We start from the raw sequence: 22,073 nt of genomic DNA, 5'->3' as shown, positions 1-22,073 counted from the left end.
AAAAACTATGGAAATCAGTCCCGCTACCGCAGCAGCAACTGTATCGGCAGCCAGCCCGCAAAGTAACGCACCTACGCAGGATGCTTCTGTCCTGTCTTCGGATTTTGAGACATTTCTTAAAATGCTTACTGCGCAGGCAAGATACCAAGATCCGCTGGAGCCGATTGATTCATCTGAATACGCAGCCCAGCTTGCTCAGTTTTCGATGGTGGAGCAGCAAGTGTTGGCGAACGATTTTCTAAGCTCTCTGTCTTCCCAACTGGCGGCAGGAAATCTGGGTCAGATGGCAAATTGGATCGGCATGGAAACGCGTACGACTGCTCCTGTTCTTTTTGACGGGTCTCCGATTGAGATATCGCCGAATCCAGCAGCCGTCTCGGACAAAGTCTTTCTTATCGTTCGTGATGGCACCGGCCAGGAAGTGCAGCGTTTGCGGATACCCGTTTCCGCAGAACCCATAAGCTGGGCTGGGGTCTCAAGTGATGGCAGGCCCCTAGACAAGGGCCTTTTCAGCTTTGATGTCGAGAGTTGGGCGAATGGCGAAATCGTACTCTCAGAGCCGGCAGAAACATACGGACGCATTGTAGAAACACGGTTGCAGGATGGGGAAACGGTGCTGATCCTTGAAGGCGGTTCTGGTCTACTGGCTACCGATGTTACAGGCCTGCGCGAACCAGCGAGCGGTATTTAGGCTGCCTTAATACCAGTTTTCTCAGCGGTCCGACAATGCAAAACCCGCATAAGCGATCGGCATGACTGCGCGCCGCAACCGGCCCAGTTCGAACTTGGCAAGTGGTCGTTGAACCGCTCGCGGATAAATTCTGTTCGGAGCCTGATCCTGCAAAAGGTCGGCCAGAATCGCCCCACAATAGCTTGCCATAGCGACGCCATTCCCATGGTAGCACAGGCTAGCGTACATTCCGGGTTCACCAGGAACTTCGCCGACAAATGGCATCCGGTCGCGCGCAATGCAGACCATTCCCGACCAGCTGTACGGCGTCTGCACCTGTCGCCATTCAGGGAACATTCTATCAAAATCCGCCCGCGCCCTGCGAACGGCGCGCTCTTCCGAACCGGGCGTCGCCAAAAGCCCGCCGCGTACGCCGAAAAGCATCCGGTTATCGGGCATAAGGCGGAAGTAATGTAGAAGATGGCGCGTGTCGTATGCGGCTTGGACACTCGTCCAACCTTGGGCACCCAATTCTGACTGGCTCATTGGGCGCGTCACAATCACGGTGGATTGGGTGGGCATATATCGGCCCGCGAGCCAGTCCGGCATGTCTTCAGCAGAGTAGCCATTCGTTGCGACGATAACGCGTTTGGCACGAATGGAACCCTGCGCTGTCCGCAGGTCAAACCCGCCATTACGGCGTTCTATTTCCGTAACCAAGGTTCGTTCAAACACATCTGCTCCGGCATCCTCAGCCGCAGCAACGAGACCTTTGATGTATTTACGCGGGTTCAATCCAAAGCCGATGGGTACGGTGATCGCGCCGTGAAAGCCCGCATTGAGCCCTTCGGTGGCAAGCTGTGCTTTGGGCGTCAGACGGGCATCAAGCCCATAGGTATCTTTATAGAACGCCACTTCGCTGGCCATGGCTTCATAGTCTTTGGCTCGGTGCGCCATTTGGGTTTCGCCCTCTGAATGGCGATCCACATCCAAGCCAAAACGTTCCAACAGGCTTTCAACCAGACGGATCGACGCAACTTCGCTTTGTCGCCATTCATCGCGCCCCACACGGCCAAAAGCTTGTTCAAGTGCATCGTTGCCAAGCATTCCTCCGCCTAAGCAACAAAATCCGCCATTGCGGCCTGACGCCCCCCAGCCGATCCGACGACCTTCAAGAACACTGACAGAGACACCAGCTTCGGCCAGATGCAAGGCTGCAGATATACCTGTAAAGCCACCTCCGATGATGGCGACGTCACAGCTATGATCGCCGTCTAGTGCGTGCCGGTCCGGTATTTCGCAGGTTTCATCCCACCAGCATCCCACGCGCGGCGCGTCAGAATAAGCGAAGTCAGGATAGATGTGACGCATTATGCCTCCGCACGCTCGGCTTTCCGGGCATCTTTCTGGGCACGTACAGCATTTCGTTTCGTCACAAGTGATGCCGTCACAACACCGATCGTCACGATAAGGATCATGATGGTAGATAAAGCATTAATCTCAGGTGAGACGCCCAACCGCACCGCCGAGAATATCTTGATCGGGAGGGTGGTGGCAGAGGGACCGGAGGTGAAGGAGGCAATCACCAGATCATCGAGGCTGAGCGTGAAGGCGAGCAACCAGCCAGAAATGACGGCAGGGGCGATGATCGGCAACGTCACAAGCCGGAATGCCTCCCAAGGAGTGGAGCCAAGATCAAGCGCTGCTTCTTCGAGAGACCGGTCGAAACTGACCAGTCTAGACGAAACGACAACTGACACGTAGCACATCGAGAATGTCGTATGGGCCAAAACGATTGTCAGCACACCGCGATCAAGCCCGATCCCGATAAAGAGCAGAAGAAGCGATAGTCCAGTGATCACTTCAGGCATAACCAACGGGGCGTAAATCATGCCGGAGAACAACGTGCGGCCCATGAAACGCCCGCCGCGGACCAGCACATAGGCCGCCATCGTCCCAAGCACCGTTGCCAAAGTTGATGAAACCACCGCGACCTTGATTGTGACCCAAGCCGCATCAAGGAACGCCTCGTTCTGAAACAAAGTGCCGTACCACTTCGTTGAAAAACCCGCCCAGACTGTGACAAGTTTCGACGCGTTAAAGCTGTAGATGATGAGAACCAGCATTGGCAGGTAGAGGAAGGCAAAGCCAAGCGTCAGGGACGTGACGTTGAACCATGACATACGTCTCATTCTTCGGCCTCCTGCTGCTTTTGCTGGTTACGCTGGAACAGCACGATCGGAATGATCAGGATCAACAGCAGAATAACCGCCACCGCAGAGGCCACAGGCCAGTCGCGGTTATTAAAGAACTCTTCCCAAAGCACTTTACCGATCATCAAGGTGCCGGACCCGCCCAGGAGTGATGGGATCACGAATTCGCCCAGCGCGGGGATAAAGACCAGGAATGATCCGGCGACAATGCCGTTCTTCGACAGCGGGATGGTTACCAGCCAGAAGGCTTGTGTACGGGTACACCCAAGATCTTCTGCAGCTTCATTCAGCGATGTATCGAGCCGGTCGAGGGCGGCGTAGATCGGCAGGATCATGAAGGGCAGATAGGTGTAGACGATACCGATGTAAACGGCCGCCGTGGTGTTGAGGATGGTGAGCGGTTCCGAGATCAGGCCAAGCCAAATCAGAAGTTGGTTCAACAACCCCTCATTGCTGAGAATACCCATCCATGCGTAGACCCGGATCAGAAAGGAGGTCCAGAACGGCAGGATCACCAGCATCATCAGCGTGGCACGCCATTCGTCCGGTGCTTTGGCCATTCCGTATGCGATCGGGTAGCCCACCAAGAGCGTCAGCAGCGTCGATACCAGCGCAATGCGGAACGAAGACAGATAAGCTTTCCAATAGAGATCATCTTCGGTCAGAAAGATGAAATTCTCGAAATCAAGCTCGCTGATGAGAGCCGCAATGCCGTCCTTGAAGGTTGGCGTATAGGGCGGAATGGCAAGCGCCGCGTCCGAGAGCGAGATTTTGAGAACAATAAGGAACGGTGCAAAAAACAGCACCAGAAGCCAAAGATACGGAACAAGAATTAGGGCGACACGGCTCAGTCTCATTGCTCCAGCATCACACCTGCGGTGGCGCTCCATGAAATCCAGACGGGGTCTTCCCAGGTAATGTCGCGGCGGGCGATGCGGCGGGTGTTTGCGGTCTGCGCTTTGATCACCTGACCGCCCGGCAGTTCCACGTGATAGGTGCTCAGATTTCCCAGATAGGCGATATCAAGCACTTTACCTTGCAGCGCGTTCGGCGCATCGGTTGGTGCATCGCTGGAAATCCGTATCTTCTCGGGCCGGATAGCTAAGTGGGCAGTCTGTCCGTCTGAGAACGGCTTTTGTGATGTCGCTGTGATCGGGCGCTGCCCGTCGGCCCAGTCAAGCGTGTATTCCTCATGCCCCGACGCGCTGGCCTTGCCTTCGATAATATTCACATCCCCGATGAAATCGGCGACGTAGACTGAATTCGGATGCTCATAAATTGCTGAAGGCGTAGCCACCTGAATGATCCGCCCTTCGTCCATGACGGCCACGCGGCTGGCAACAGTCATCGCCTCTTCCTGATCGTGGGTAACAATTACAAATGTGGTGCCTGTGGTTTCCTGAATATCCATCAGCTCGAACTGGGTATCCTGCCGCAGCTTTTTGTCCAGCGCACCTAAAGGTTCATCAAGCAACAGCAGTTTCGGTGCTTTGGCCAATGACCGCGCCAGTGCGACACGCTGGCGCTGGCCCCCGGAAATCTGATGTGGTTTCCGGCTGGCGAATTTTTCGAGCCGGACCAGTTTAAGCATCTCGTCAACGCGGGCTTCAATCTCTTGCTTGCCTTGGCGGGCGCGCTTCAGTCCGAAAGCAATATTTTCCCAAACGCTCAGATGCGGGAACAATGCATAGGACTGGAACATCATGTTGACCGCCCGTTCGTTGGGCGGAACGTGGCCGATATCCTGACCTGCCAGCTCGATCCGGCCCTCGGTCGCTGTCTCAAAACCAGCCAGCATCCGCATCATCGTCGTCTTGCCACACCCCGATGGGCCAAGTAGCGCAAAAAACTCCCGCTCGAAAATATCCAGCGTCAGATCGTCAATCGCGACAAATTCACCAAAGCGCTTGGTAACATTCTGAAACCGGATCAGCGGCTTTTCGGCAGGGTCATCCCATGGGGCGAACACGTTCTGGCTCATGCGCAGGTAGTCCCTTTGATCGGTACAGGTTGGAAAAGGGCGCGGTTGATGACAACCACGCCCCGTTCATCAATTTAGGTGCCAGATTTGATCTTGGTCCACATGCGCGTCACCGTCCGCTGTACCTTGGGGCCATAGGGCGACGTGGTATAGAGGTTCTCCAGCGTTGCCTCATCAGGATAGATCGCTGTGTCACCGATCACATCTTCCTCAAGGAACTCTTGTGACGCTTTATTGCCATTGGCGTAATAGACGTAGTTCGAAGCATCCGCCATGTTTTGCGCGTCCATGATAAAGTTCAGGAACTTGTGCGCGGCATCAGGGTTTGGCGCATCCACGGGAATCGCCATGTTATCGAACCACATCAACGCACCCTCTTTCGGTGCGTAGTATTCGATTTCTACGCCGTTATCAGCTTCTGCTGCACGGTCACGCGCCTGAAGAATATCACCCGACCAACCGATTGCGACGCAGATGTCACCATTCGCCAGTGCATTGATATATTCGGAGCTGTGGAATTTCTGAACATAAGGGGCAATCGCCGTCAGCACCGGCTCTGTCTTTGCGATCACATCGGGGTCCTGGCTGTCAGGGTCCTCACCGATATAGGCAAGTGTTGCCGGAATAATCTCGGCAGGGGCATCAAGGAAGTGAACACCACAATCCTGCAATTTCTCCATGTTGGCGGGATCGAGAACCAGCGCCAGCGAATCCACCGGAGCGTCGTCGCCAAGGATCTCTTTGACCTTACCTGCGTTCACACCGATGCCGGTTGTGCCCCACATGTAGTTGATCGCGTATTCCGCTGTCGGGTCATATTTCTTGAGCCGGTCGTTGATCACATCCCACATGTTAGCGGAGTTCGGCAGCTTGGAAGCATCCAGTTTCTGGAATGCGCCAGCAGTGATCTGGCGTTGCAGGAACGTGCCCGATGGCACAACCACGTCGTAGCCCGATCCACCTGCAAGCAGCTTCGTTTCCAGCACTTCGTTGCTGTCAAAAACGTCGTAGATCAGATCAATGCCGGTTTCTTCCTCGAATTTCTCCAACAGCGCTTCGTCAATGTAGTCGGACCAGTTGTAGACGCGAACCTCTTCGGCAAACGCCGTCCCCGCCATCAGCGCGGCCGCAGCAACGCCACTCAGAATACGATATGTCATTTCTTACTCCCATAAGGTTTCCGGGTTGATCCCGGAATTGCGTGAATTTGATCAAGTTTTGCCTCTGTCGGCAAGATGCTTTATGCTTTCATGCAGGGTACACCTGCGCAAGGTGGCCCATTTTGTGCAATAATCGGGCCAATTGAAATGAATTTGGATGTGATCGCCCCTGCAAACCCCTTCCTCGCAGAAGATGCCGGGAAAATGCCTGCTCATCAGGTGGTCTATGAACAGGTCCGTGCGATGATTCTGTTTGGTGATCTGGCACCTGGTCAAGCGGTCACGATCCAGGGCCTAACAACCCAGTTGAGCGCGGGCATGACCCCGGTGCGAGAAGCGCTGCGCCGCCTGATTGCAGAAGGTGCGCTGACCCATCAAGGCAACCGCCGCGTCAGTGTTCCTATCCTGACACCCGATTGCGCAAACGAGCTTGGTTTTATGCGTAAAACGCTAGAGCCGGAGCTGACCCGACGGGCCGTTATGAATATCGACGCCAGCCGACTGGCCGCGATTACGGCATGTGATACAGAGCTTAACCGCGCAATCGCCCATGGCGATATCGGCGGCTACCTTACACAGAACTATCGCTTTCACGCGATGATTTATGAAGCTGCCAACGCGCCGATAATGGCCGCGACGGTGGATCGTCTTTGGCTTCGGTTTGGCCCTTCGTTGCGTGTGGTCTGTGGCCGGTTCGGAACCAGCAACCTGCCTGACAAGCATAAGGACCTTCTAGAGGCTATCGGGCGGCGGGACCCCGAAGATGCCGCAAGAGCGATGTTGGAAGACGTCATGCAGGGGGCCAGTCAGATTGAAACCGTATTGCAGGACACCTGATTCGATTGACTTTGCCTAATTTGATCATATTCTGCGAACAACTCATTTCAGCCATCAAAGGTCGTTGTCCATGACACTTGTTACAAACCACCTGCCCACCGCCGAACTGCAGGCGCTGGATGCTGCACATCACATGCACCCTTTCACCACCGGGGATGAACTGAACGCTAAAGGCGCGCGGGTGATCACACGGGCAAAGGGCGTCTATCTGACAGACAGCGAAGGAAATGAAATTCTCGATGCAATGGCGGGTCTGTGGTGCGTGAACCTGGGCTATGGCCGCCCAGAAATGGGTCAGGTCGCTGCAAGACAGATGAACGAACTGCCCTACTACAATACATTTTTCCAGACGACACATGTGCCCGCGATTGCCCTGTCGGCTGAACTTGCCAAGCTGACGCCCGCGCACCTCAACCACGTCTTCTACGCCGGCTCGGGCTCCGAGGCCAACGACACCAACCTGCGTATGGTAAGGGTTTATTGGGCCGAAAAAGGCCAACCGCAAAAAAGCCACGTGATCAGCCGCAAGAATGCCTACCACGGTTCCTCCATCGGGTCAGGGTCACTGGGTGGCATGACCTATATGCACGCCCAAGGCGGTATGCCGATTCCGGGCATTCATCATATTGGGCAACCTGATTGGTGGGCAGAAGGTGGCGACCACACGCCAGAGGAATTTGGTCTGGCCCGGGCACAAGAGCTGGAAGAGAAAATCCTTGAGCTTGGTGCCGAAAACGTTGCTGCTTTTATCGGCGAGCCGGTTCAGGGCGCGGGCGGTGTTATTGTGCCACCGTCTACTTACTGGCCAGAGATCCAGCGCATTTGTAAGAAATATGATGTGCTTTTGATTGCCGATGAGGTGATCTGCGGTTTCGGTCGAACCGGCAATTGGTTTGGCTGCGAAACCATGGGCATCACGCCTGACATCATCACAATTGCCAAAGGATTGTCTTCGGGCTACGCCCCGATTGGCGGCTCGATCGTGTCGGATGAGATCGCTGAAGTGATCAACGCCTGTGAATTCAACCACGGCTACACCTATTCCGGCCATCCTGTTTGCGCCGCAGTAGCGATGGAAAATCTTCGTATCATGCAAGAGGAAGACATTCTTTCTCATGTGCACAATGTGGCGGCTCCTGCCCTGCATGCTGCGCTTGAAACGCTGGGCGAACATCCCCTTGTCGGTACTGTCAACAAATCCGGCATGATGGCCTCATTGCCGCTGACACCGCACAAGGAAAGCCGCGCCAAGTTTGCGGGCGAAGGTGGTGCTGTCGGCTATATGTGCCGCGAGCATTGCTTTGCGAACAGCCTTGTGATGCGCCATGTGGGTGACCGTATGATCATCTCCCCTCCGCTGGTTATCACACCCGAAGAGATCGAGGTCTTTACCAAGCGGGCGACGCAGGCATTGGATGCGACCTACAAAGACCTCAAAGACAAAGACATGCTCAAGGCCGCCTCATAAGGCGCGAAGCCGTTCCAGCACGTCCAATGACGGAAAGCCATCGGGCACCAGCCCCTTGGCTTTCTGAAATTGACGCACCGCGTTGATAGTGAGCGGCCCCATCTTGGCATCAATCTTGACCGTATCGAAACCTGCCGCGGTCAAACGTTCCTGCAATTCGATCCGTTCCGGTTTGCTAAGCGCGCGCAATCTGCGGGGCCATTCATGTTCGAATGCAGCCGCACCCACGATGCGATCGCTTAAATGACCCACCCCGATGACGTAAGCATCAGCGGTATTGTATTTTTCGATCACTGCGAAGTTCGAAAAAACCATGAAAGCGGCCCCTTCCGACCCGCCCGGCAACAATATGCTGCCCACGCCATGGGCATCATCGAAAGCACCGTTCACGGGCGCGATCCCCAAATTGGCCCATTCACTCGGAAGACGTGTGTCATCACGATCGGCCAAGGTGTAGTCGAAAGTTTCAGGCAGGTTGATTTCCACCCCCCACGGCTGACCTTCTACCCAACCAAAGTGGCGCAGGTAGGCGCCAGTAGAGGCAAGAGCATCACGCGGATTGTCTTCCCAGATGTTGCGGCGGCCATCCTGATCGAAGTCCACGGCATGTGCTTGAAACGATGATGGCATGAATTGGGTATGCCCCATCGCCCCTGCCCAGCTGCCTCGCATCCGCGCCGCCGTGGTGTCGGCGTTCTGTAAGATGTGCAGCGCGTGGATCAGTTCATCTTCAAAGAACTCGGCCCGCCGGGCATCATAAGCCAACGTAGTCAGCCCATTGATCACCGGTTCCGATCCGCGAAACGTGCCGTACGCACTTTCCAGCCCCCATATCGCGACTATCACTTCCTTTTCGACACCGAACCGTTTATTAATCTTTGACAGAGTGTCGTCCCACTTCGCCAATGCCTTGCGCCCGTTAGCAATTCTCAGATCAGAAACTGCCGTATCGAGGTAGTCCCAAATCGTTTTGGTGAACTCTGCCTGATTTCGGTCCCGTTTAATGACACCCGCATCATATTGCACACCGCGCATGGCGACTTCAAAAGTTGCGTCGGTGATTCCCTTTGCCTGAGCGCGGGGGCGGAATTTCTCTACCCATTGCTCAAGACCTGCCTGCGTCGCAGTCTGCTTCGTCTTAACGCGAGAATCGATATCGCCAGAACGCTCTGCCGGTCTGATCGACGTAGCAGGGCCGGTCGCCCCGCTGTCACTGGCCGCGGCCATCAAAACAATAGCCGCCGAAAGTATACGCCAATCCATGCTCTGCCCTGCCCGCTATGCCTGCTCACGCGAAGCGTAACGCCTATATCAGAAACGGAAAAGCCTCGTAAGCTATTGCGCGCGGCCTTCCGCTCTTGCTTGGGCTTCGGCCCGCAGTTTCTCGGTATACTCCCGCAGCATAGGAACACGTCTGGGGCGGAAACTCGCACCAGTGCGGGCAAGGTCATCCATCCGGTCGAGCCTAAACACACGGAAATCACGGCGCAAATGGCACCATGCCATCAACATGTTGGTGTCTTGCATGTAAATGATACCCAACGGATCAACCTCTCGCTGGGTCGGCTCCCCTTTTCCGTCAACATAGGAAAACCGCACTGTTTCCTCGTCCCACGTTGCGGCGCGCAGGTCTGCTACATCTACCTTGGGCGGCGTGGGGCTGACAAAGCGGCGCGCATCCAGAACGGCATGTTGCAAGCGATGCGCCTGCCTTGGCGGTACCCGTGATGTGATTTTAGCCAGTGCCGATTTCGCAGCTTTTGCCAGCGCAGGGTCACCGATCACCGCGACATCACGCAGCCCCAAAACAAGTGCCTCCAATTCGTCGTTCTCAAAGCCAAGCGGCGGCAAGGCGGCATCTTCAATCAGTGTATAGCCGAAACCGGCTTCTCCATCGATAACGGCACCCAAACCACGAAGTGCATCAATATCGCGGTACACAGTACGGAGCGATGTGCCCAGTTCTTCTGCGAGCTGGGTCGCACGCACCGGCGCTGGCAGGCGTCGCAATGTTGTCATCAATTGAAACAGGCGATGGGTTCTGGTCATCCACAAACCATATTCTATCCTGACAATAATTGACAGCATCGGATGTTAGACCAGCGGTGAACTTTTCAGGAGTATACCATGATTACGCTCGTCACCTTCGCCCCTTCCTTCGGTCAACCCGCAGCAAGCCCGTTTTGCGTAAAAGCGATCTGGCTTCTGAATATGTCCGGCCAGCCATGGCAGCGCGAAGATATCGCAGACCCGCGATCGGTGCCGCGTCAAAAACTACCGGCCCTTCGGGCGGGTGACGATATCATACCCGACAGTGACAATATCCGGCACTATCTGGAGCAACAGGGAGCTGACTTCGACAGAGGGCTATCCGAGTTGGACAAGGCTACTTCACGCGCATTCATTCGTATGGCAGAGGAACATATGTATTTTCACGTGGTTCTTGACCGCTGGGGGGACGATAGTGTCTGGCCCACCATTCGGGACACCTATTTCGGAATGATACCCAGGCTATTGCGCGGGATCGTAACCCGCAAACTGCGCAAAACATGTCTCGACGGGATGCATGCGCAGGGTTTGGGCCGGTTATCCCCGCAAGAACGGCTGGCGCGTATCGAGCCTGACTTGCAGGCCATAACAACACGACTTTGGCACGGGCGGTTCTTGTTCGGGGATCAGCCAACAGCGGCAGATGCATCGGTCGCGGCAATGCTAGCAAACATGATCGCTACTCCGGGTCAAACACTTCTGAAGACCCGAATTTCAGAGGACGCCGTCTTGCGCCACTATGTCGAAAGATCAAGTGATGCGATGGGTAAGCCGTCTAACGCCGCGTCCGCGAAACTTTGCGCTTGATCTTGTCTTTCTTCTGTTTGGCCTTCGCCGATTTCCGACGTGGTGACCGGCCTGCAGGCGACCTGGACCCTTGAGAGATTTTTTGATCCTCGATCTCCAGAAGCTCCAATAAAATACCGCCCGTTACCGGTGTAGCCTCTGCCAGCCTGACTTTCACGTGCTGCCCCAGCGATATGATCAGCCCCGTATCTGCGCCACGCAGTGTCTGGCTTTCGGCATCATGGTGGAAATATTCACGCCCCAATGCCCGCATTGGCAGCAGACCGTCAGCACCGGTTTCATCCAGTTTCACAAAGACACCGAAACGTGCGATTCCGCTGATCCGGCCCGTGAACTCATTGCCGACACGTTCCGACAGGTAAGCTGCCAAATAACGGTCGGTTGTGTCCCGCTCGGCAATCATGGAGCGACGCTCTGTGTCAGAGATATGCGCGCCGGTCTGCTCAAGCGTGTCGAAGTCCTCCGGTTGCAGCCCGTCTTTGCCCCAGCCATGCGCCGTGACCAGCGCACGGTGGACGATCAGGTCCGCATACCGCCGGATCGGCGAGGTGAAATGCGCGTATGACCGCAACGCCAGACCGAAATGCCCGATATGCGCGGGGCCATAGTAGGCCTGCGTCATCGAGCGGAGCGTCGAGAGGTTGATAAGCTCCGCTTCGTCTGTGCCTGCGGCATCATTCAACAGCTTGTTCAGATGAGACGTTTGCAAAACCTGACCTTTGGCAAGGTTGAACCCGGCCGCCTGTGCCGTTTCGCGCAGACTTTCCAGTTTTTCCTGCGTCGGTTCTTCGTGAATGCGGAACAGCAGCGGCGTTTTTTTGGCCAGCAATGTCTCGGCGGCGGCAACATTGGCCAGTACCATGAACTCTTCAATCAACCGGTGCGCATCCAGCCGGTCCTTGAAGTTGATAGACTTGACTGTCCCGTCTTCGTCGAGCTCAACACGCCGTTCAGGCAAATCCAGATCGAGCGGTTGACGTTGGGCGCGCGCCTTTTTCAGTGCAGCGTAGGCCGCATAAAGAGGCTGCAAAACAGGCTCTAACAAGGGGCCTGTGCGGTCGTTCGGCCTGCCATCGATAGCGTCCTGCACTTCTTCGTAGTGCAGCGAAGCAGGGGACCGCATCAGGCCGCGATGGAAGCTGTGCGATATTTTAGCCCCGTTCGTGTCCAGAACCATTCGCACCGCAATACAGGCCCGGTCGACACCCTCGTGCAACGAACACAGATCGCCGGATAACCGGTCAGGCAACATCGGCACTACGCGGTCGGGGAAGTAGGTGGAGTTGCCGCGCTTGCGTGCCTCGCGGTCCAACGCTGAACCCGGCGTTACATAAGCCGCGACATCGGCAATCGCGACCCAGACAACATGACCGCCTTCGTTCTTCGGATCATCATCGGCATGCGCGTAGCAGGCATCGTCATGGTCGCGGGCATCCGATGGATCAATCGTGATCAAAGGCATGTCGCGCAGATCTTCGCGTTTGCCTAAATCAATCGGTGACTTGGCATCTGCCTCCGCGATCACATCGTCGGGGAAATCATCAGGTATTCCATGTTGATGAATGGCGATCAAAGATACAGCCTTGGGCGCAGAAGGATCCCCCAACCGGTTGACAATGCGCGCACGCGGCAGACCCATGCGGCCCTTCGGACCCGCCTGTTCTGCCTCGACCAGTTCACCGTCCTTGGCACCGTTTACGTCACCATCCGCCACAGACCATTCGCGGTCTGCCCCTTTGTCGATAGGCACGATCCGCCCACCTTCAGTGCGCTTGCGAAACACGCCCAGAACTTTCTTGGGGTTGGTGCCGATACGGCGGATCAGCCGGCCCTCGTAGGCATGATCATCTGCCTTGACCTGCGTGAGCCGGGCCAGAATCCGGTCCCCTTCGCCAAGCGCAGGATCGGACGGCTTGGTCACCATCAGTACGACCGGAAGATCATCTGCGCCCTGCCATTCCATCGGCTTGGCAAAAAGATCCCCCTGCCCGTCCACGCCTGTTACCACCAGAACGGAAACGGGCGGCAGGCGATCAGGGTCGCTATAGCTCTTTTTACGTTTTTCCAGATGCCCTTCGGCTTCCAGCTCTTTCAGCATCCGCTTGAGGTCGATCCGTGCGGCACCTTTGATGCCAAAGGCTTTGGCGATATCACGCTTCGCGGCCTTGGTAGGGTTCTGTTCGATCCATTCGAGGATCTCGGCTTTGGTAGGGAGTTTGTTCATACATAGGCACGTAGCACGCGCCTAGGGGTTCGTCATGGACAAATCTTCAACAGTGTCCACGTCATGCAGCGTGGCTATCGTCGCGATACGGTAATCCGGCAGGCTGGCACGGCTATCGGCCAGCGCATGATTGGTTGACCAGCGGACATGCGTCAGAAAATCCGGCGGCTGCCGCTGGGGATGCTTCAAACCAATCAGCCAATAGCCGCCATCCGGGGCCGGACCAAAAACAGCATCACGAGCACCCAACGCCGCAAAAGCCTGTGCAATATGGTGCCTACGGATACCGGGAATATCAGCACCGATCACACAGGCCGGACCGCCTTCTGCGCAGGCCAGCATACGCTTCATCCGATCACCCAGATCACCCCGACCTTGCGCCTGCCGCGACATGTGCTGGGGCCAGACACGGCTTTGCAGCCCCGCGCGGTCAGGTGATACGGCAAGCACGACAGACCACCGCGGATCTTCGATCCGGCGCAACAGCTTGCGTGTTTGATGGCGAAACCACCACGCAGCCGCTGTCATACCGATATCCCTGCCCAACCGCGTTTTGACGCGACCGGGGCGTGGCTCTTTGACCATGATAATCAGCGTTCGCTTCAAAGATCACACACCATGTCCCGATGATCGATACCCGCATCATCATAGACCGGCCCGAAAGCGGTGAACCCCAAAGCCTCGTAAAAGGCTATTGCTTGAACCTGCGCACCAAGCTTTGCCTTTGCGGCCTTCCCCCGTGACACATCCATCGCCATGCGCACCAAAGCCGCGCCAAGACCGGTGCCACGATGTGCCTTGACCACGCAAACGCGCCCGATTTTGGCAACCCCATCAGCAATGACAATGCGCGCGGTGCCTACCGGCTCAGCCTCCGCCATAGCAAGAAGATGCAAGGCGATGTCATCAAGTTCGTCGAGTTCATCGGCTTCGGAAACGCCCTGCTCCTCGATGAAAACAGCGCGGCGCAAGGCGTGGCATGTCGCAATGTCATCCGTCAGCGCGATTTCTGCTGTCATGCGAAATAATCCCGCAAAATCCGACCGTAGATCGCCTTGAGCTGATGGATGTGTTCAACGCGGACATGCTCATCAACCTGATGCATGGATTGACCGACCAAGCCGAATTCGACCACGGGACAGTGAGATTTGACAAAGCGAGCGTCTGACGTGCCACCAGTGGTGGACAACATCGGAGCAACTCCTGTCTCGCTCTCCACCGCTGTGGCAACCAAAGCGGATAGTTCACCCGGCGGAGTGATAAAGCTTTCGCCGGAAATCTTTATCTTGCTATCGATCACAACGCCAAACTCATCGCTGACCTTTGCAACTTCATCCTCGATCCACTCTGTCAGGCTTGCACCGGAATGGGTGTCGTTGAAACGGATATTCACAGCCGAGGAACAAGACGCCGGGATCACATTGGTGGCGGGGTTACCGGTGTCCACCGTCACCACTGCGAGTGTGGAGGGATCAAAGTGGGCTGTCCCCTGATCCAGTTCATGGCTGGCCAGCCGGTCCATCAGACGCACCATCGCAGGCAAGGGATTCAAGGCACGGTGCGGATAGGCAGAATGACCCTGCTTTCCGACGACATTGAACCAGATGGTCATTGATCCACGCCGCCCGATCTTGATCATCTCACCCATCTTCTCGGGGCAGGTCGGCTCGCCGACAAGGCAGACATCCATCCGCTCGCCATTCTTTTCCATACGCTCAAGCAACGCAGTGGTGCCATCAATGGCATCGCCCTCTTCGTCGCCGGTAATCGCCAGAATGACAGAGCCGTCAGGAGGTGTTTCCCGCACGAAATCAATGGCTGCTGCGGCAAAGGCGGCAACTCCTGACTTCATATCTGTGGTGCCCCGACCGTACATAATGCCGTCTTTGATCTCGGCACCGAAGGGTGGCATAGACCAGTCATCGGGATTTCCGACGGGAACAACATCCGTATGGCCATTGAACCCGAATGACTTGGTGTTGCCCTTGTTTCCCCACCGGGCAAAAAGATTACGGATACCGCCGCGATCTGCCCATGCGCAGCTGAAACCGGCCTCAGACAGCAACTCTTCCAGTATCTCCAATGCCCCGTCGTTCGCAGGCGTCACTGAGGCGCAGCGCACCAGCTTTGCAGTTAGGTCTACAGGGTCAACGGCATCATGAACGCGGGCCATATCGGCTCCTTTTCAGGCAGAAATCGGGTAACCCCCTTCTTTTGTGGCGAAAATGGCGCGGTGCCAAGGGGGGAGATGCAGGAAATGCTTAACAGTGCCGCTGTTGGCTGTTAGCATTATGTCAATAATATGACCCGAGGCAGGGCATCAGCAGTATTGCGGACAGACAGAGCACCTGAAAACAGGGCCGATTTGACCGCATCACCACCAAACAGACACAGGCGTTTTGCGCCTTTTTGTCTGTGCTGACCATTGCTGTTCGGGCCGAAATTTGAGGCAGGACAATGGTAGCAGCATCAGAGCTTCCGATTAATACGGTGCGTGAAGGCACAACGGCTACGGACATGGCCAATTCTATCTTCGGGAATGGCGTCACTGTAACCGGTGCAACCTACTATGGTGATATCGACAGCGCCGGTATCTATTCAGGTGGAGACTCTGTCGCGCCCGGTGTCGCGCCCGGAGATACCGGTGTCATCATGTCTACCGGTAATGCCGAAGACTTCACCAACTCCAATGGCGATGCGAACCAACGGGCCAACACCTCGACGAATACCTCCGGCACGAATGGCTTTAATCAGTACAACAACGCTGCTGGTGCCGCGACCTATGACGCTGCCACGCTGGACGTCGACTTCATTCCCGATACCGACACGATGACGATGCAGTTCATCTTTTCGTCCGAAGAATATCCGGAATTCGAGAACTCGATCTATCAGGATTTCGTAGGTGTCTGGATAAACGGCACACTTGTACCGATGGATGTCGGCAACGGGGACGTCGACCCCGGCAACGTCAATACCACCAACAACATCAACATGTACGTCAATAACCAGAATGACGAATTCAACACCGAGATGGACGGATTTACCATCACGCTAACGCTCACGCTGAACGTCAACGTCGGGGTTACGAACTCCATGCGCATCGCCATCGCGGACGTAGCAGACAGCAACTACGATTCAAACCTGTTGATTGCGGGCGATTCCGTCCAGACCGACCTGGTTGCGATTTCGGACGATATTGAGCTGTTCCCGGAGGGCGACAAGGTCATCGACGTTCTGGCCAATGACATCAACAACGGCCCCGGCTCGCTGACCATCGTGCAGATTAATGGCGTGGACGTGTCGGCAGGCGACATCATCACCTTGCCAACAGGGCAGACCGTCAAGCTGAACGCCGATGGCACCTTCACGGTTACAGGTGACGGTGACGTCGAGAACTTCAACTTCACCTATACCGTCGACAATGGCGTCGATACAGATGTAGGCTTTGTAAACGCGACGGGCGTGCCTTGCTTTGTCGCAGGCACTTTGATCGCGACGCCGGATGGAGAATGTCCGGCAGAACGTCTGCGCCCCGGAGACCTTGTTCTGACCCAAGATGAAGGACCGCAACCGCTGCGTTGGTCCGGTACACGTCAGGTCGCAGCCTTGGGTGACTTTGCGCCCATTCATATTCGGGCCAATACATTCGGCAAACACCGGGACCTGTTGGTGTCGCCGTTGCACCGGGTGCTGATCCGCGACAACTTGGCCGAGCTTTTATTCGGTGAAAGCGAAGTACTGGTTGCCGCCCGTGATCTTGTGAACGACCGGTCTGTCAGGCGCCGTGTCGGTGGTGAAGTCACCTATGTCCACTTGCTGTTTGATCGCCATCAAGTGGTGTTTTCCGAAGGACTGGAAACCGAGAGTTTTCTGCCCGGGCCACAAACGACCAGCAGCTTCGAAAGGGAAATTGTCGACGAAATTTGTGCCATTTTTCCTGAAATTGACCCTGAAACTGGTCGGGGATATTCGCCGGCAGCGCGGCGCACACTCAAACGCTATGAAGCAGATCTGCTGCGCGCGGCAAAGGTGGCCTGAATGACCTGGCTTGCTCTGTGCGATCACGACGATAGACGGTTCTCTTTGCGGGGCCTCGGCGCTGACAAGAAAAGCGAGCCCTTGCTTGAAGATACCCCGCGCACTCTTCTGACCCGTGGCAGTATCATGTTCGAAACACGCCTGTCGGCAGATGGCAGGCCACAAGTACTTTTTGGTTACAAGACAACCTACCCGTGGTTGCGCAGCCTGACTTTTCAGGCGATTCCGGGCGGTGGCATCGCCATGGTGCAGGTACAGGGTGAGGACATTACCCATGCCGCTATTGAACACGCCGAAGCGGGTCGAACCGATGTCGTGCGGATCACCTATTCATGGGACAGCACCCTTAAATGGGGCCGTATGACGCTGGAGAAACCCGAAGAAACTGTTGTAATCAGTGTCGTTGTCGAAAACCCCAGACCGCTTTCGCTGGATGACATCAGGGATCTGATGCTGGGCCGCTCGGAACAAACCTTCGCAAGCGATATGATATTTGCGGCACTTTCGGATCAGATCGAACCTATTGGTCCGATGCCGACGTTATTGCCCTCTACCCCGATCGCGACACCATGGGGATACAAGCGCGCATCGGATTTGAAGCGGGGCGATACCGTGCACACACGTGATGACGGTGTTGTGCCAATCCTCCAGACGGTCGCGCGAAGCGTTCCCGCGCGAGGGAGCTATCGACCCATCCGCTTGCGTGCCCCATATTTTGGGTTGAAGCAGGATATTATCGTTGCGCCTGACCAAAGGTTGCTGATTGACGGGCCGGAAGTTGAATATCTGTTTGGACAAGAAGCGGTGCTGGTACCAGCGCGCCACCTGGTCAACGGTTTTGCAGCGTTGACCGAACCCTGCGGCCCGATCATTACGTATGCGCAACTTCTTTTGCCGCGCCATGAGACCCTTCTCGCGGCGGGAACCTGTGCCGAAAGCCTCTATATAGGGCGCATCAGACGCAGCGATCAAAACCTCTCCAGCAGTTTGTTAAATGGCAATGATCGTTCACATCTACCGGAGCATTCCCGCCCCGCACACCACGTTTTACGTTGGTATGACGCGATCCATCTGGCGCGCAGGCGGGCTGCTTAACCGACAGACTTTTGATGAGGCGATTCAGTCGAAGAAGGGCGTCATTTGTGCGATGATGACCGAGTTCTCGTCCAGGGCACGCTGCATCAGATCGCGTTCTTCCTGGTCTATCTCATATCCTTCTGCCTCCCGCTCGGCAAGGGTGCCGTAACCGGTCACATCAAGCGGGTTCGTCTCGGCCTGTTTGAGGATTGCAACGGTTTCTCTGACGGCTTCCGCTTCATCAATACCTGAAGCGAAACACATCAATGCAGCGCCGGTTGCCTTCGCCGGCAAGCCGTCGCCATCTTTTCGGCCGATCTGCACAAGCAGAGTGTAAACCTGTTGGCGTGACGGTTTCTTTGGCTTCTTGGTATCAGACATGAAAAGGGCCACCTTTCGTTCGAAAAGTAGCCCTAGCGTGATCTATGGTTGGTGAAAAGGTCTATGCCCTGCTGCGGAACATATTGATTGCTGCGATAAGCACACAGGCACCGACAAACCCGACGAAAAGCTGGCCGATCCAGCCACCAAGGGTCGATCCAAAGATAAAGACCAAAACAGCGTTGAACAGCATGGCACCGACGATGCCCATGAACACGTTCAGCATCAGATTATGCTCACGGTTCATAAATTTTTCTGCAAGCCAGCCCGCGAGGCCGCCTACGATAATGGATGCAAACCAGCCAAGTCCGGTCATGTTCGTTCTCCCGTAAAAGGTTCGACAGGTGAACGAACAAAGACCGTAAAAGGTTCCGATCAGTCGCGCAGAAGATCGTTGATCGAAGTTTTTGAGCGTGTCTTTTCATCCACGCGCTTCACGATCACTGCGCAGTAAAGGTTCACGCCATTCTTGGACGGCATGGAGCCTGCCACGACGACCGACCCCGCAGGCACTTCGCCGTACATCACTTCGCCGGTTTCACGGTCGAGGATCTTTGTCGACTGGCCAATAAAGACACCCATGCCCAAAACCGAGCCTTCGCGGACGATACAGCCTTCGACAACTTCGGAACGCGCACCGATAAAGCAGTTGTCTTCGATAATTGTCGGACCAGCCTGCATAGGCTCAAGAACGCCACCGATGCCGACACCGCCGGAAAGATGCACGTTTTTACCAATCTGAGCACAAGAACCAACAGTGGCCCAAGTATCGACCATTGTGCCGCTATCGACATAGGCACCGATGTTCACGAAGGATGGCATCAACACCACGCCGGGTGCGATGTAAGCGGAGCGGCGTACAACACAGTTAGGAACGGCACGGAAACCGGCCTCTTTCCACTGCGCATCACCCCAGCCTTTGAATTTACTATCAACCTTGTCCCACCATCCGGCACCCTGCGGACCACCTTCCTGATGCTCCATATCTTTAATGCGGAAGCCCAGAAGAACGGCCTTCTTGGCCCACTGGTTTACGTGCCAGTCGCCGCTATCCAGCTTTTCCGCCACCCGCAGGCTACCACTGTCGAGCGCATTCAGCGTCTCTTCAATCGCGTCGCGTGTTTCACCGGTGGTGGCTGATGTGATTTCGTCACGGGCGTCCCATGCGGCTTCGATGGCGGTCTCAAGCTGTGCGTTAGACATCTGGCGGCTCCTGATAAAAAGGGTTTTACGCGCTATATCGCTGCCCCAAGGGTAGCGCAATCGCTCAGCGCCATTTGATCGAACAGCCCATTGAAGGTGTCTGGTTCTCGGGCGCTTTGCCGGTGCTCGCAATCTGATGCATCGCGTTCAGCAATTCAGGTTCGCGCCCAGCAGGATCGCCGCGCATTCCGATGTTGTCCAAGCGGCCGCGGTATTGCAGTCCACCGACAGCATCAAAGCCGAAAAAGTCCGGCGTGCACACCGCGCCATAATCTTTCGCCACCGACTGATCTTCATCTACCAGATAAGGCACGCGCAGGCTGTGAGCCTTGGCAAACTTTACCATCTGGTCGGGCGTATCAGCCGGATAGCTTTTGTAATCGTTCGACATGATTGCGACACATCCGATGCCACTATCTGCCAGTGCCTGCATGTCGCTTGCCAGCCGGTCAATCAGCGCAATCACATAGGGACAATGGTTGCAGATGAATGCGACAAGCATACCTTTCGGCCCCTTGATCTGATCCCTGCAATAACGTGTGCCATCGGGCGTGGCCAAATTGAAATCCGGTGCAGGCTGCCCCGCATCAAACCCTTTCGAGTTAAGCAGCATATCAGTTCCTTTCCCGAGAGATTCCGTAAATTTGCTGCGAGAGTGGTCCACAGGTCAATGGCAAAGCCTGCGCTCCCTTGCATGTTGCCACCAACCAAGCCACCCTGCACCAAACAAGTGCCGGAGTACCCCATGAAAGACGAACCCAAACGCCATCCATTGCGGGATGCCCATGCAGACATTTCTGCAGCAGAGTCAGCCCCTGATACGGTGCAGACGCGCGCGCCTGCTTACCGTCTGGCGTTTAACGACGATGATTTCCTGTGTCGCGATGAACTGCGACCTGTACGTCTGCAACTGGAACTGCTCAAGCCGCAGATGATGCTGGATGAAGCAGGCATCACGTCGACGATTGTACTGTTCGGGGGTGCCCGTATTCCAGAGCCTGCCAAGAAAGACGAGGCACGCACGCAGACACTTGCAGAGCTATCACATTTCTATGACGAAACACGCGAATTCGCACGTCTTATGACGCTGAAGTCAATGGAAAGCGGAGGCACGCAGGACGTGATTGTTACGGGTGGCGGTCCCGGAGTGATGGAAGCTGGCAACCGCGGCGCAGTCGACGCCGGTGGCAAGTCCATTGGGCTGAATATTGTGTTGCCGCATGAACAGGCTCCGAATGAATTCGTCACACCCGAGCTGTGCTTCAACTTTCACTACTTTGCCATTCGCAAGATGCATTTTCTGATGAGGGCAAAGGCGATCTGTGTCTTCCCTGGTGGTTTTGGCACCATGGACGAAATGTTTGAGTCCCTCACGTTGATCCAGACAGGACGTATGCAGCGTGTGCCCTTCCTGCTTTTCGGCAAGGCGTTCTGGGAGAAAATCATCAACTGGGATGCGCTGGCAGATGCCGGCACCATTTCCGCCGAAGATCTAGACCTGTTCCGCTTTGTCGAATCGGCACAAGAGGCGATGGACCTGATTGAAAACTGGGATGCGCCAACTGCTCGGGACAGTATTCCGGGCCGTTAACCCATTTGGTCTTCTCGGCTTGGGCTCAGGCGCTCATCTCGGCAGGCAGGACACCGATTTCGACGTGATGCGGTAGTGTCTCTACTACTTGACCGTGGTCGGTGTCTTTGATCGCATAGCCATATCCGGCAAGACGGTGCTTCCATTCGCGGGCAGACAGAGCGCTTTCCCGTTCGCGTAGGACAAGTTCGATCACCTGTGCGGTGATAAAGGGGTCTTTGTTAAACATCATTGCCATTTTCAGGTTTCCTTTGTGTGTCGATACTGGAAACAATCTGGTTCCGAACCATGGCAACAATTGCGCTGAAATGCGGCTGATCGGAGGTTATTTCGCGAAGTGCGCGCTTAATTGACCTAAGGTCGATTTATACATT

The 22,073-nt window shown here is 55.7% G+C and carries 23 protein-coding genes; 7 read left to right on the top strand and 16 right to left on the bottom strand.

All coding sequences use genetic code 11. The features are described 5' to 3' along the window. Positions 1-7: 7 nt before the first annotated feature. Positions 8-691, top strand: coding sequence for a flagellar hook capping FlgD N-terminal domain-containing protein (locus Z946_RS0109180; protein ID WP_025055441.1), 684 nt, complete (start codon positions 8-10; stop codon positions 689-691). Between the two features lie 21 nt (positions 692-712). Here the strand turns inward: Z946_RS0109180 and Z946_RS0109175 are convergent, their stop codons facing one another. The 5 genes from Z946_RS0109175 to Z946_RS0109155 form a co-directional block, all read right to left on the bottom strand. Beyond that, positions 713-2,041, bottom strand: coding sequence for an NAD(P)/FAD-dependent oxidoreductase (locus Z946_RS0109175; RefSeq protein ID WP_025055440.1), 1,329 nt, complete (start codon positions 2,039-2,041; stop codon positions 713-715). Then, complete coding sequence (locus Z946_RS0109170) at positions 2,041-2,862, bottom strand: ABC transporter permease (protein ID WP_025055439.1); 822 nt, start codon at positions 2,860-2,862, stop codon at positions 2,041-2,043. The genes Z946_RS0109175 and Z946_RS0109170 overlap by 1 nt, the downstream gene beginning before the upstream one ends. After that, positions 2,859-3,740 (bottom strand): ABC transporter permease subunit, encoded by an 882-nt coding sequence (locus Z946_RS0109165; protein ID WP_037969140.1) that lies wholly within the window; start codon positions 3,738-3,740, stop codon positions 2,859-2,861. The genes Z946_RS0109170 and Z946_RS0109165 overlap by 4 nt, the downstream gene beginning before the upstream one ends. Next, on the bottom strand, positions 3,737-4,864 hold the full coding sequence (locus tag Z946_RS0109160) for an ABC transporter ATP-binding protein (RefSeq protein ID WP_025055437.1): 1,128 nt from the start codon (positions 4,862-4,864) through the stop codon (positions 3,737-3,739). The genes Z946_RS0109165 and Z946_RS0109160 overlap by 4 nt, the downstream gene beginning before the upstream one ends. A 74-nt stretch (positions 4,865-4,938) precedes the next feature. After that, positions 4,939-6,024 (bottom strand): polyamine ABC transporter substrate-binding protein, encoded by a 1,086-nt coding sequence (locus tag Z946_RS0109155; RefSeq protein ID WP_025055436.1) that lies wholly within the window; start codon positions 6,022-6,024, stop codon positions 4,939-4,941. Positions 6,025-6,171: 147 nt separating this feature from the next. Here Z946_RS0109155 and Z946_RS0109150 point away from each other — a divergent pair, with 147 nt between their 5' ends. Both Z946_RS0109150 and Z946_RS0109145 read left to right on the top strand, forming a co-directional pair. Further along, positions 6,172-6,861 carry a GntR family transcriptional regulator gene (locus tag Z946_RS0109150; RefSeq protein WP_025055435.1) on the top strand — a complete coding sequence of 230 codons (690 nt, stop codon included), beginning with the start codon at positions 6,172-6,174 and terminating at the stop codon, positions 6,859-6,861. Positions 6,862-6,931: 70 nt separating this feature from the next. Continuing rightward, positions 6,932-8,329 (top strand): aspartate aminotransferase family protein, encoded by a 1,398-nt coding sequence (locus Z946_RS0109145; RefSeq protein ID WP_025055434.1) that lies wholly within the window; start codon positions 6,932-6,934, stop codon positions 8,327-8,329. Here the strand turns inward: Z946_RS0109145 and Z946_RS0109140 are convergent. Together Z946_RS0109140 and Z946_RS0109135 are read right to left on the bottom strand one after the other, a co-directional pair. Then, positions 8,324-9,592, bottom strand: a complete 1,269-nt coding sequence (locus Z946_RS0109140) for a lytic murein transglycosylase (protein WP_025055433.1) — start codon at positions 9,590-9,592, stop codon at positions 8,324-8,326. The two genes, Z946_RS0109145 and Z946_RS0109140, sit on opposite strands and share 6 nt — an antisense overlap. 72 nt (positions 9,593-9,664) lie before the next feature. Then, positions 9,665-10,378 (bottom strand): helix-turn-helix transcriptional regulator, encoded by a 714-nt coding sequence (locus tag Z946_RS0109135; protein ID WP_025055432.1) that lies wholly within the window; start codon positions 10,376-10,378, stop codon positions 9,665-9,667. Between the two features lie 78 nt (positions 10,379-10,456). On the opposite strand from Z946_RS0109135, the gene Z946_RS0109130 reads away from it, so the two are divergent. After that, the gene (locus Z946_RS0109130) at positions 10,457-11,185 is read left to right on the top strand and encodes a glutathione S-transferase family protein (protein ID WP_025055431.1); all 729 of its coding nucleotides are present in this window, start codon (positions 10,457-10,459) and stop codon (positions 11,183-11,185) included. Here Z946_RS0109130 and rnr read toward each other — a convergent pair. From rnr to dapE, 4 genes are read right to left on the bottom strand one after another with little or no spacing between them, the layout of a single operon-like run. Further along, positions 11,154-13,409: a ribonuclease R gene (rnr, locus tag Z946_RS0109125; protein ID WP_025055430.1), complete on the bottom strand. Its 2,256-nt coding sequence runs from the start codon at positions 13,407-13,409 to the stop codon at positions 11,154-11,156. The genes Z946_RS0109130 and rnr overlap by 32 nt on opposite strands. Positions 13,410-13,430: 21 nt before the next feature. Further along, on the bottom strand, positions 13,431-14,015 hold the full coding sequence (locus tag Z946_RS0109120; protein WP_025055429.1) for a TIGR04282 family arsenosugar biosynthesis glycosyltransferase: 585 nt from the start codon (positions 14,013-14,015) through the stop codon (positions 13,431-13,433). Continuing rightward, positions 14,012-14,428, bottom strand: coding sequence for a GNAT family N-acetyltransferase (locus Z946_RS0109115; protein WP_025055428.1), 417 nt, complete (start codon positions 14,426-14,428; stop codon positions 14,012-14,014). The genes Z946_RS0109120 and Z946_RS0109115 overlap by 4 nt, the downstream gene beginning before the upstream one ends. Continuing rightward, the gene (dapE, locus tag Z946_RS0109110; RefSeq protein ID WP_025055427.1) at positions 14,425-15,582 is read right to left on the bottom strand and encodes a succinyl-diaminopimelate desuccinylase; all 1,158 of its coding nucleotides are present in this window, start codon (positions 15,580-15,582) and stop codon (positions 14,425-14,427) included. Before dapE ends, Z946_RS0109115 begins: the two co-directional genes overlap by 4 nt. A gap of 284 nt (positions 15,583-15,866) precedes the next feature. On the opposite strand from dapE, the gene Z946_RS0109105 reads away from it, so the two are divergent. Both Z946_RS0109105 and Z946_RS0109100 read left to right on the top strand, forming a co-directional pair. Beyond that, a complete protein-coding gene (locus Z946_RS0109105; protein WP_025055426.1) occupies positions 15,867-17,447 on the top strand; it encodes a Hint domain-containing protein in 1,581 nt (526 codons plus the stop codon). After that, positions 17,448-18,542 (top strand): Hint domain-containing protein, encoded by a 1,095-nt coding sequence (locus Z946_RS0109100; protein ID WP_025055425.1) that lies wholly within the window; start codon positions 17,448-17,450, stop codon positions 18,540-18,542. A 24-nt stretch (positions 18,543-18,566) separates the two neighbouring features. Here Z946_RS0109100 and Z946_RS0109095 read toward each other — a convergent pair whose 3' ends face one another. The 4 genes from Z946_RS0109095 to Z946_RS0109080 form a co-directional block, all read right to left on the bottom strand. Then, the gene (locus Z946_RS0109095) at positions 18,567-18,905 is read right to left on the bottom strand and encodes a hypothetical protein (protein ID WP_025055424.1); all 339 of its coding nucleotides are present in this window, start codon (positions 18,903-18,905) and stop codon (positions 18,567-18,569) included. Between the two features lie 61 nt (positions 18,906-18,966). Continuing rightward, entirely contained in the window at positions 18,967-19,221 is a 255-nt protein-coding gene (locus Z946_RS0109090; protein ID WP_025055423.1) for a GlsB/YeaQ/YmgE family stress response membrane protein, read from the bottom strand. 59 nt (positions 19,222-19,280) lie between these two features. Next, complete coding sequence (gene dapD / locus Z946_RS0109085) at positions 19,281-20,108, bottom strand: 2,3,4,5-tetrahydropyridine-2,6-dicarboxylate N-succinyltransferase (protein WP_025055422.1); 828 nt, start codon at positions 20,106-20,108, stop codon at positions 19,281-19,283. Between the two features lie 64 nt (positions 20,109-20,172). Further along, positions 20,173-20,721, bottom strand: coding sequence for a thioredoxin family protein (locus Z946_RS0109080; protein WP_025055421.1), 549 nt, complete (start codon positions 20,719-20,721; stop codon positions 20,173-20,175). Positions 20,722-20,853: 132 nt separating this feature from the next. Here Z946_RS0109080 and Z946_RS0109075 point away from each other — a divergent pair, with 132 nt between their 5' ends. Continuing rightward, on the top strand, positions 20,854-21,699 hold the full coding sequence (locus Z946_RS0109075) for an LOG family protein (protein WP_025055420.1): 846 nt from the start codon (positions 20,854-20,856) through the stop codon (positions 21,697-21,699). Positions 21,700-21,724: 25 nt separating this feature from the next. On the opposite strand, the gene Z946_RS0109070 is transcribed toward Z946_RS0109075, so the two are convergent. Continuing rightward, on the bottom strand, positions 21,725-21,937 hold the full coding sequence (locus tag Z946_RS0109070; RefSeq protein WP_025055419.1) for a hypothetical protein: 213 nt from the start codon (positions 21,935-21,937) through the stop codon (positions 21,725-21,727). Between the last annotated feature and the right edge of the window lie 136 nt (positions 21,938-22,073).

Origin of the sequence: Sulfitobacter noctilucicola (assembly GCF_000622385.1) — a bacterium.
Lineage (GTDB): Bacteria > Pseudomonadota > Alphaproteobacteria > Rhodobacterales > Rhodobacteraceae > Sulfitobacter > Sulfitobacter noctilucicola.
The sequence above is the reverse complement of the archived record's forward strand: the minus strand, read 5'-3'. Positions and strand labels throughout refer to the sequence as shown.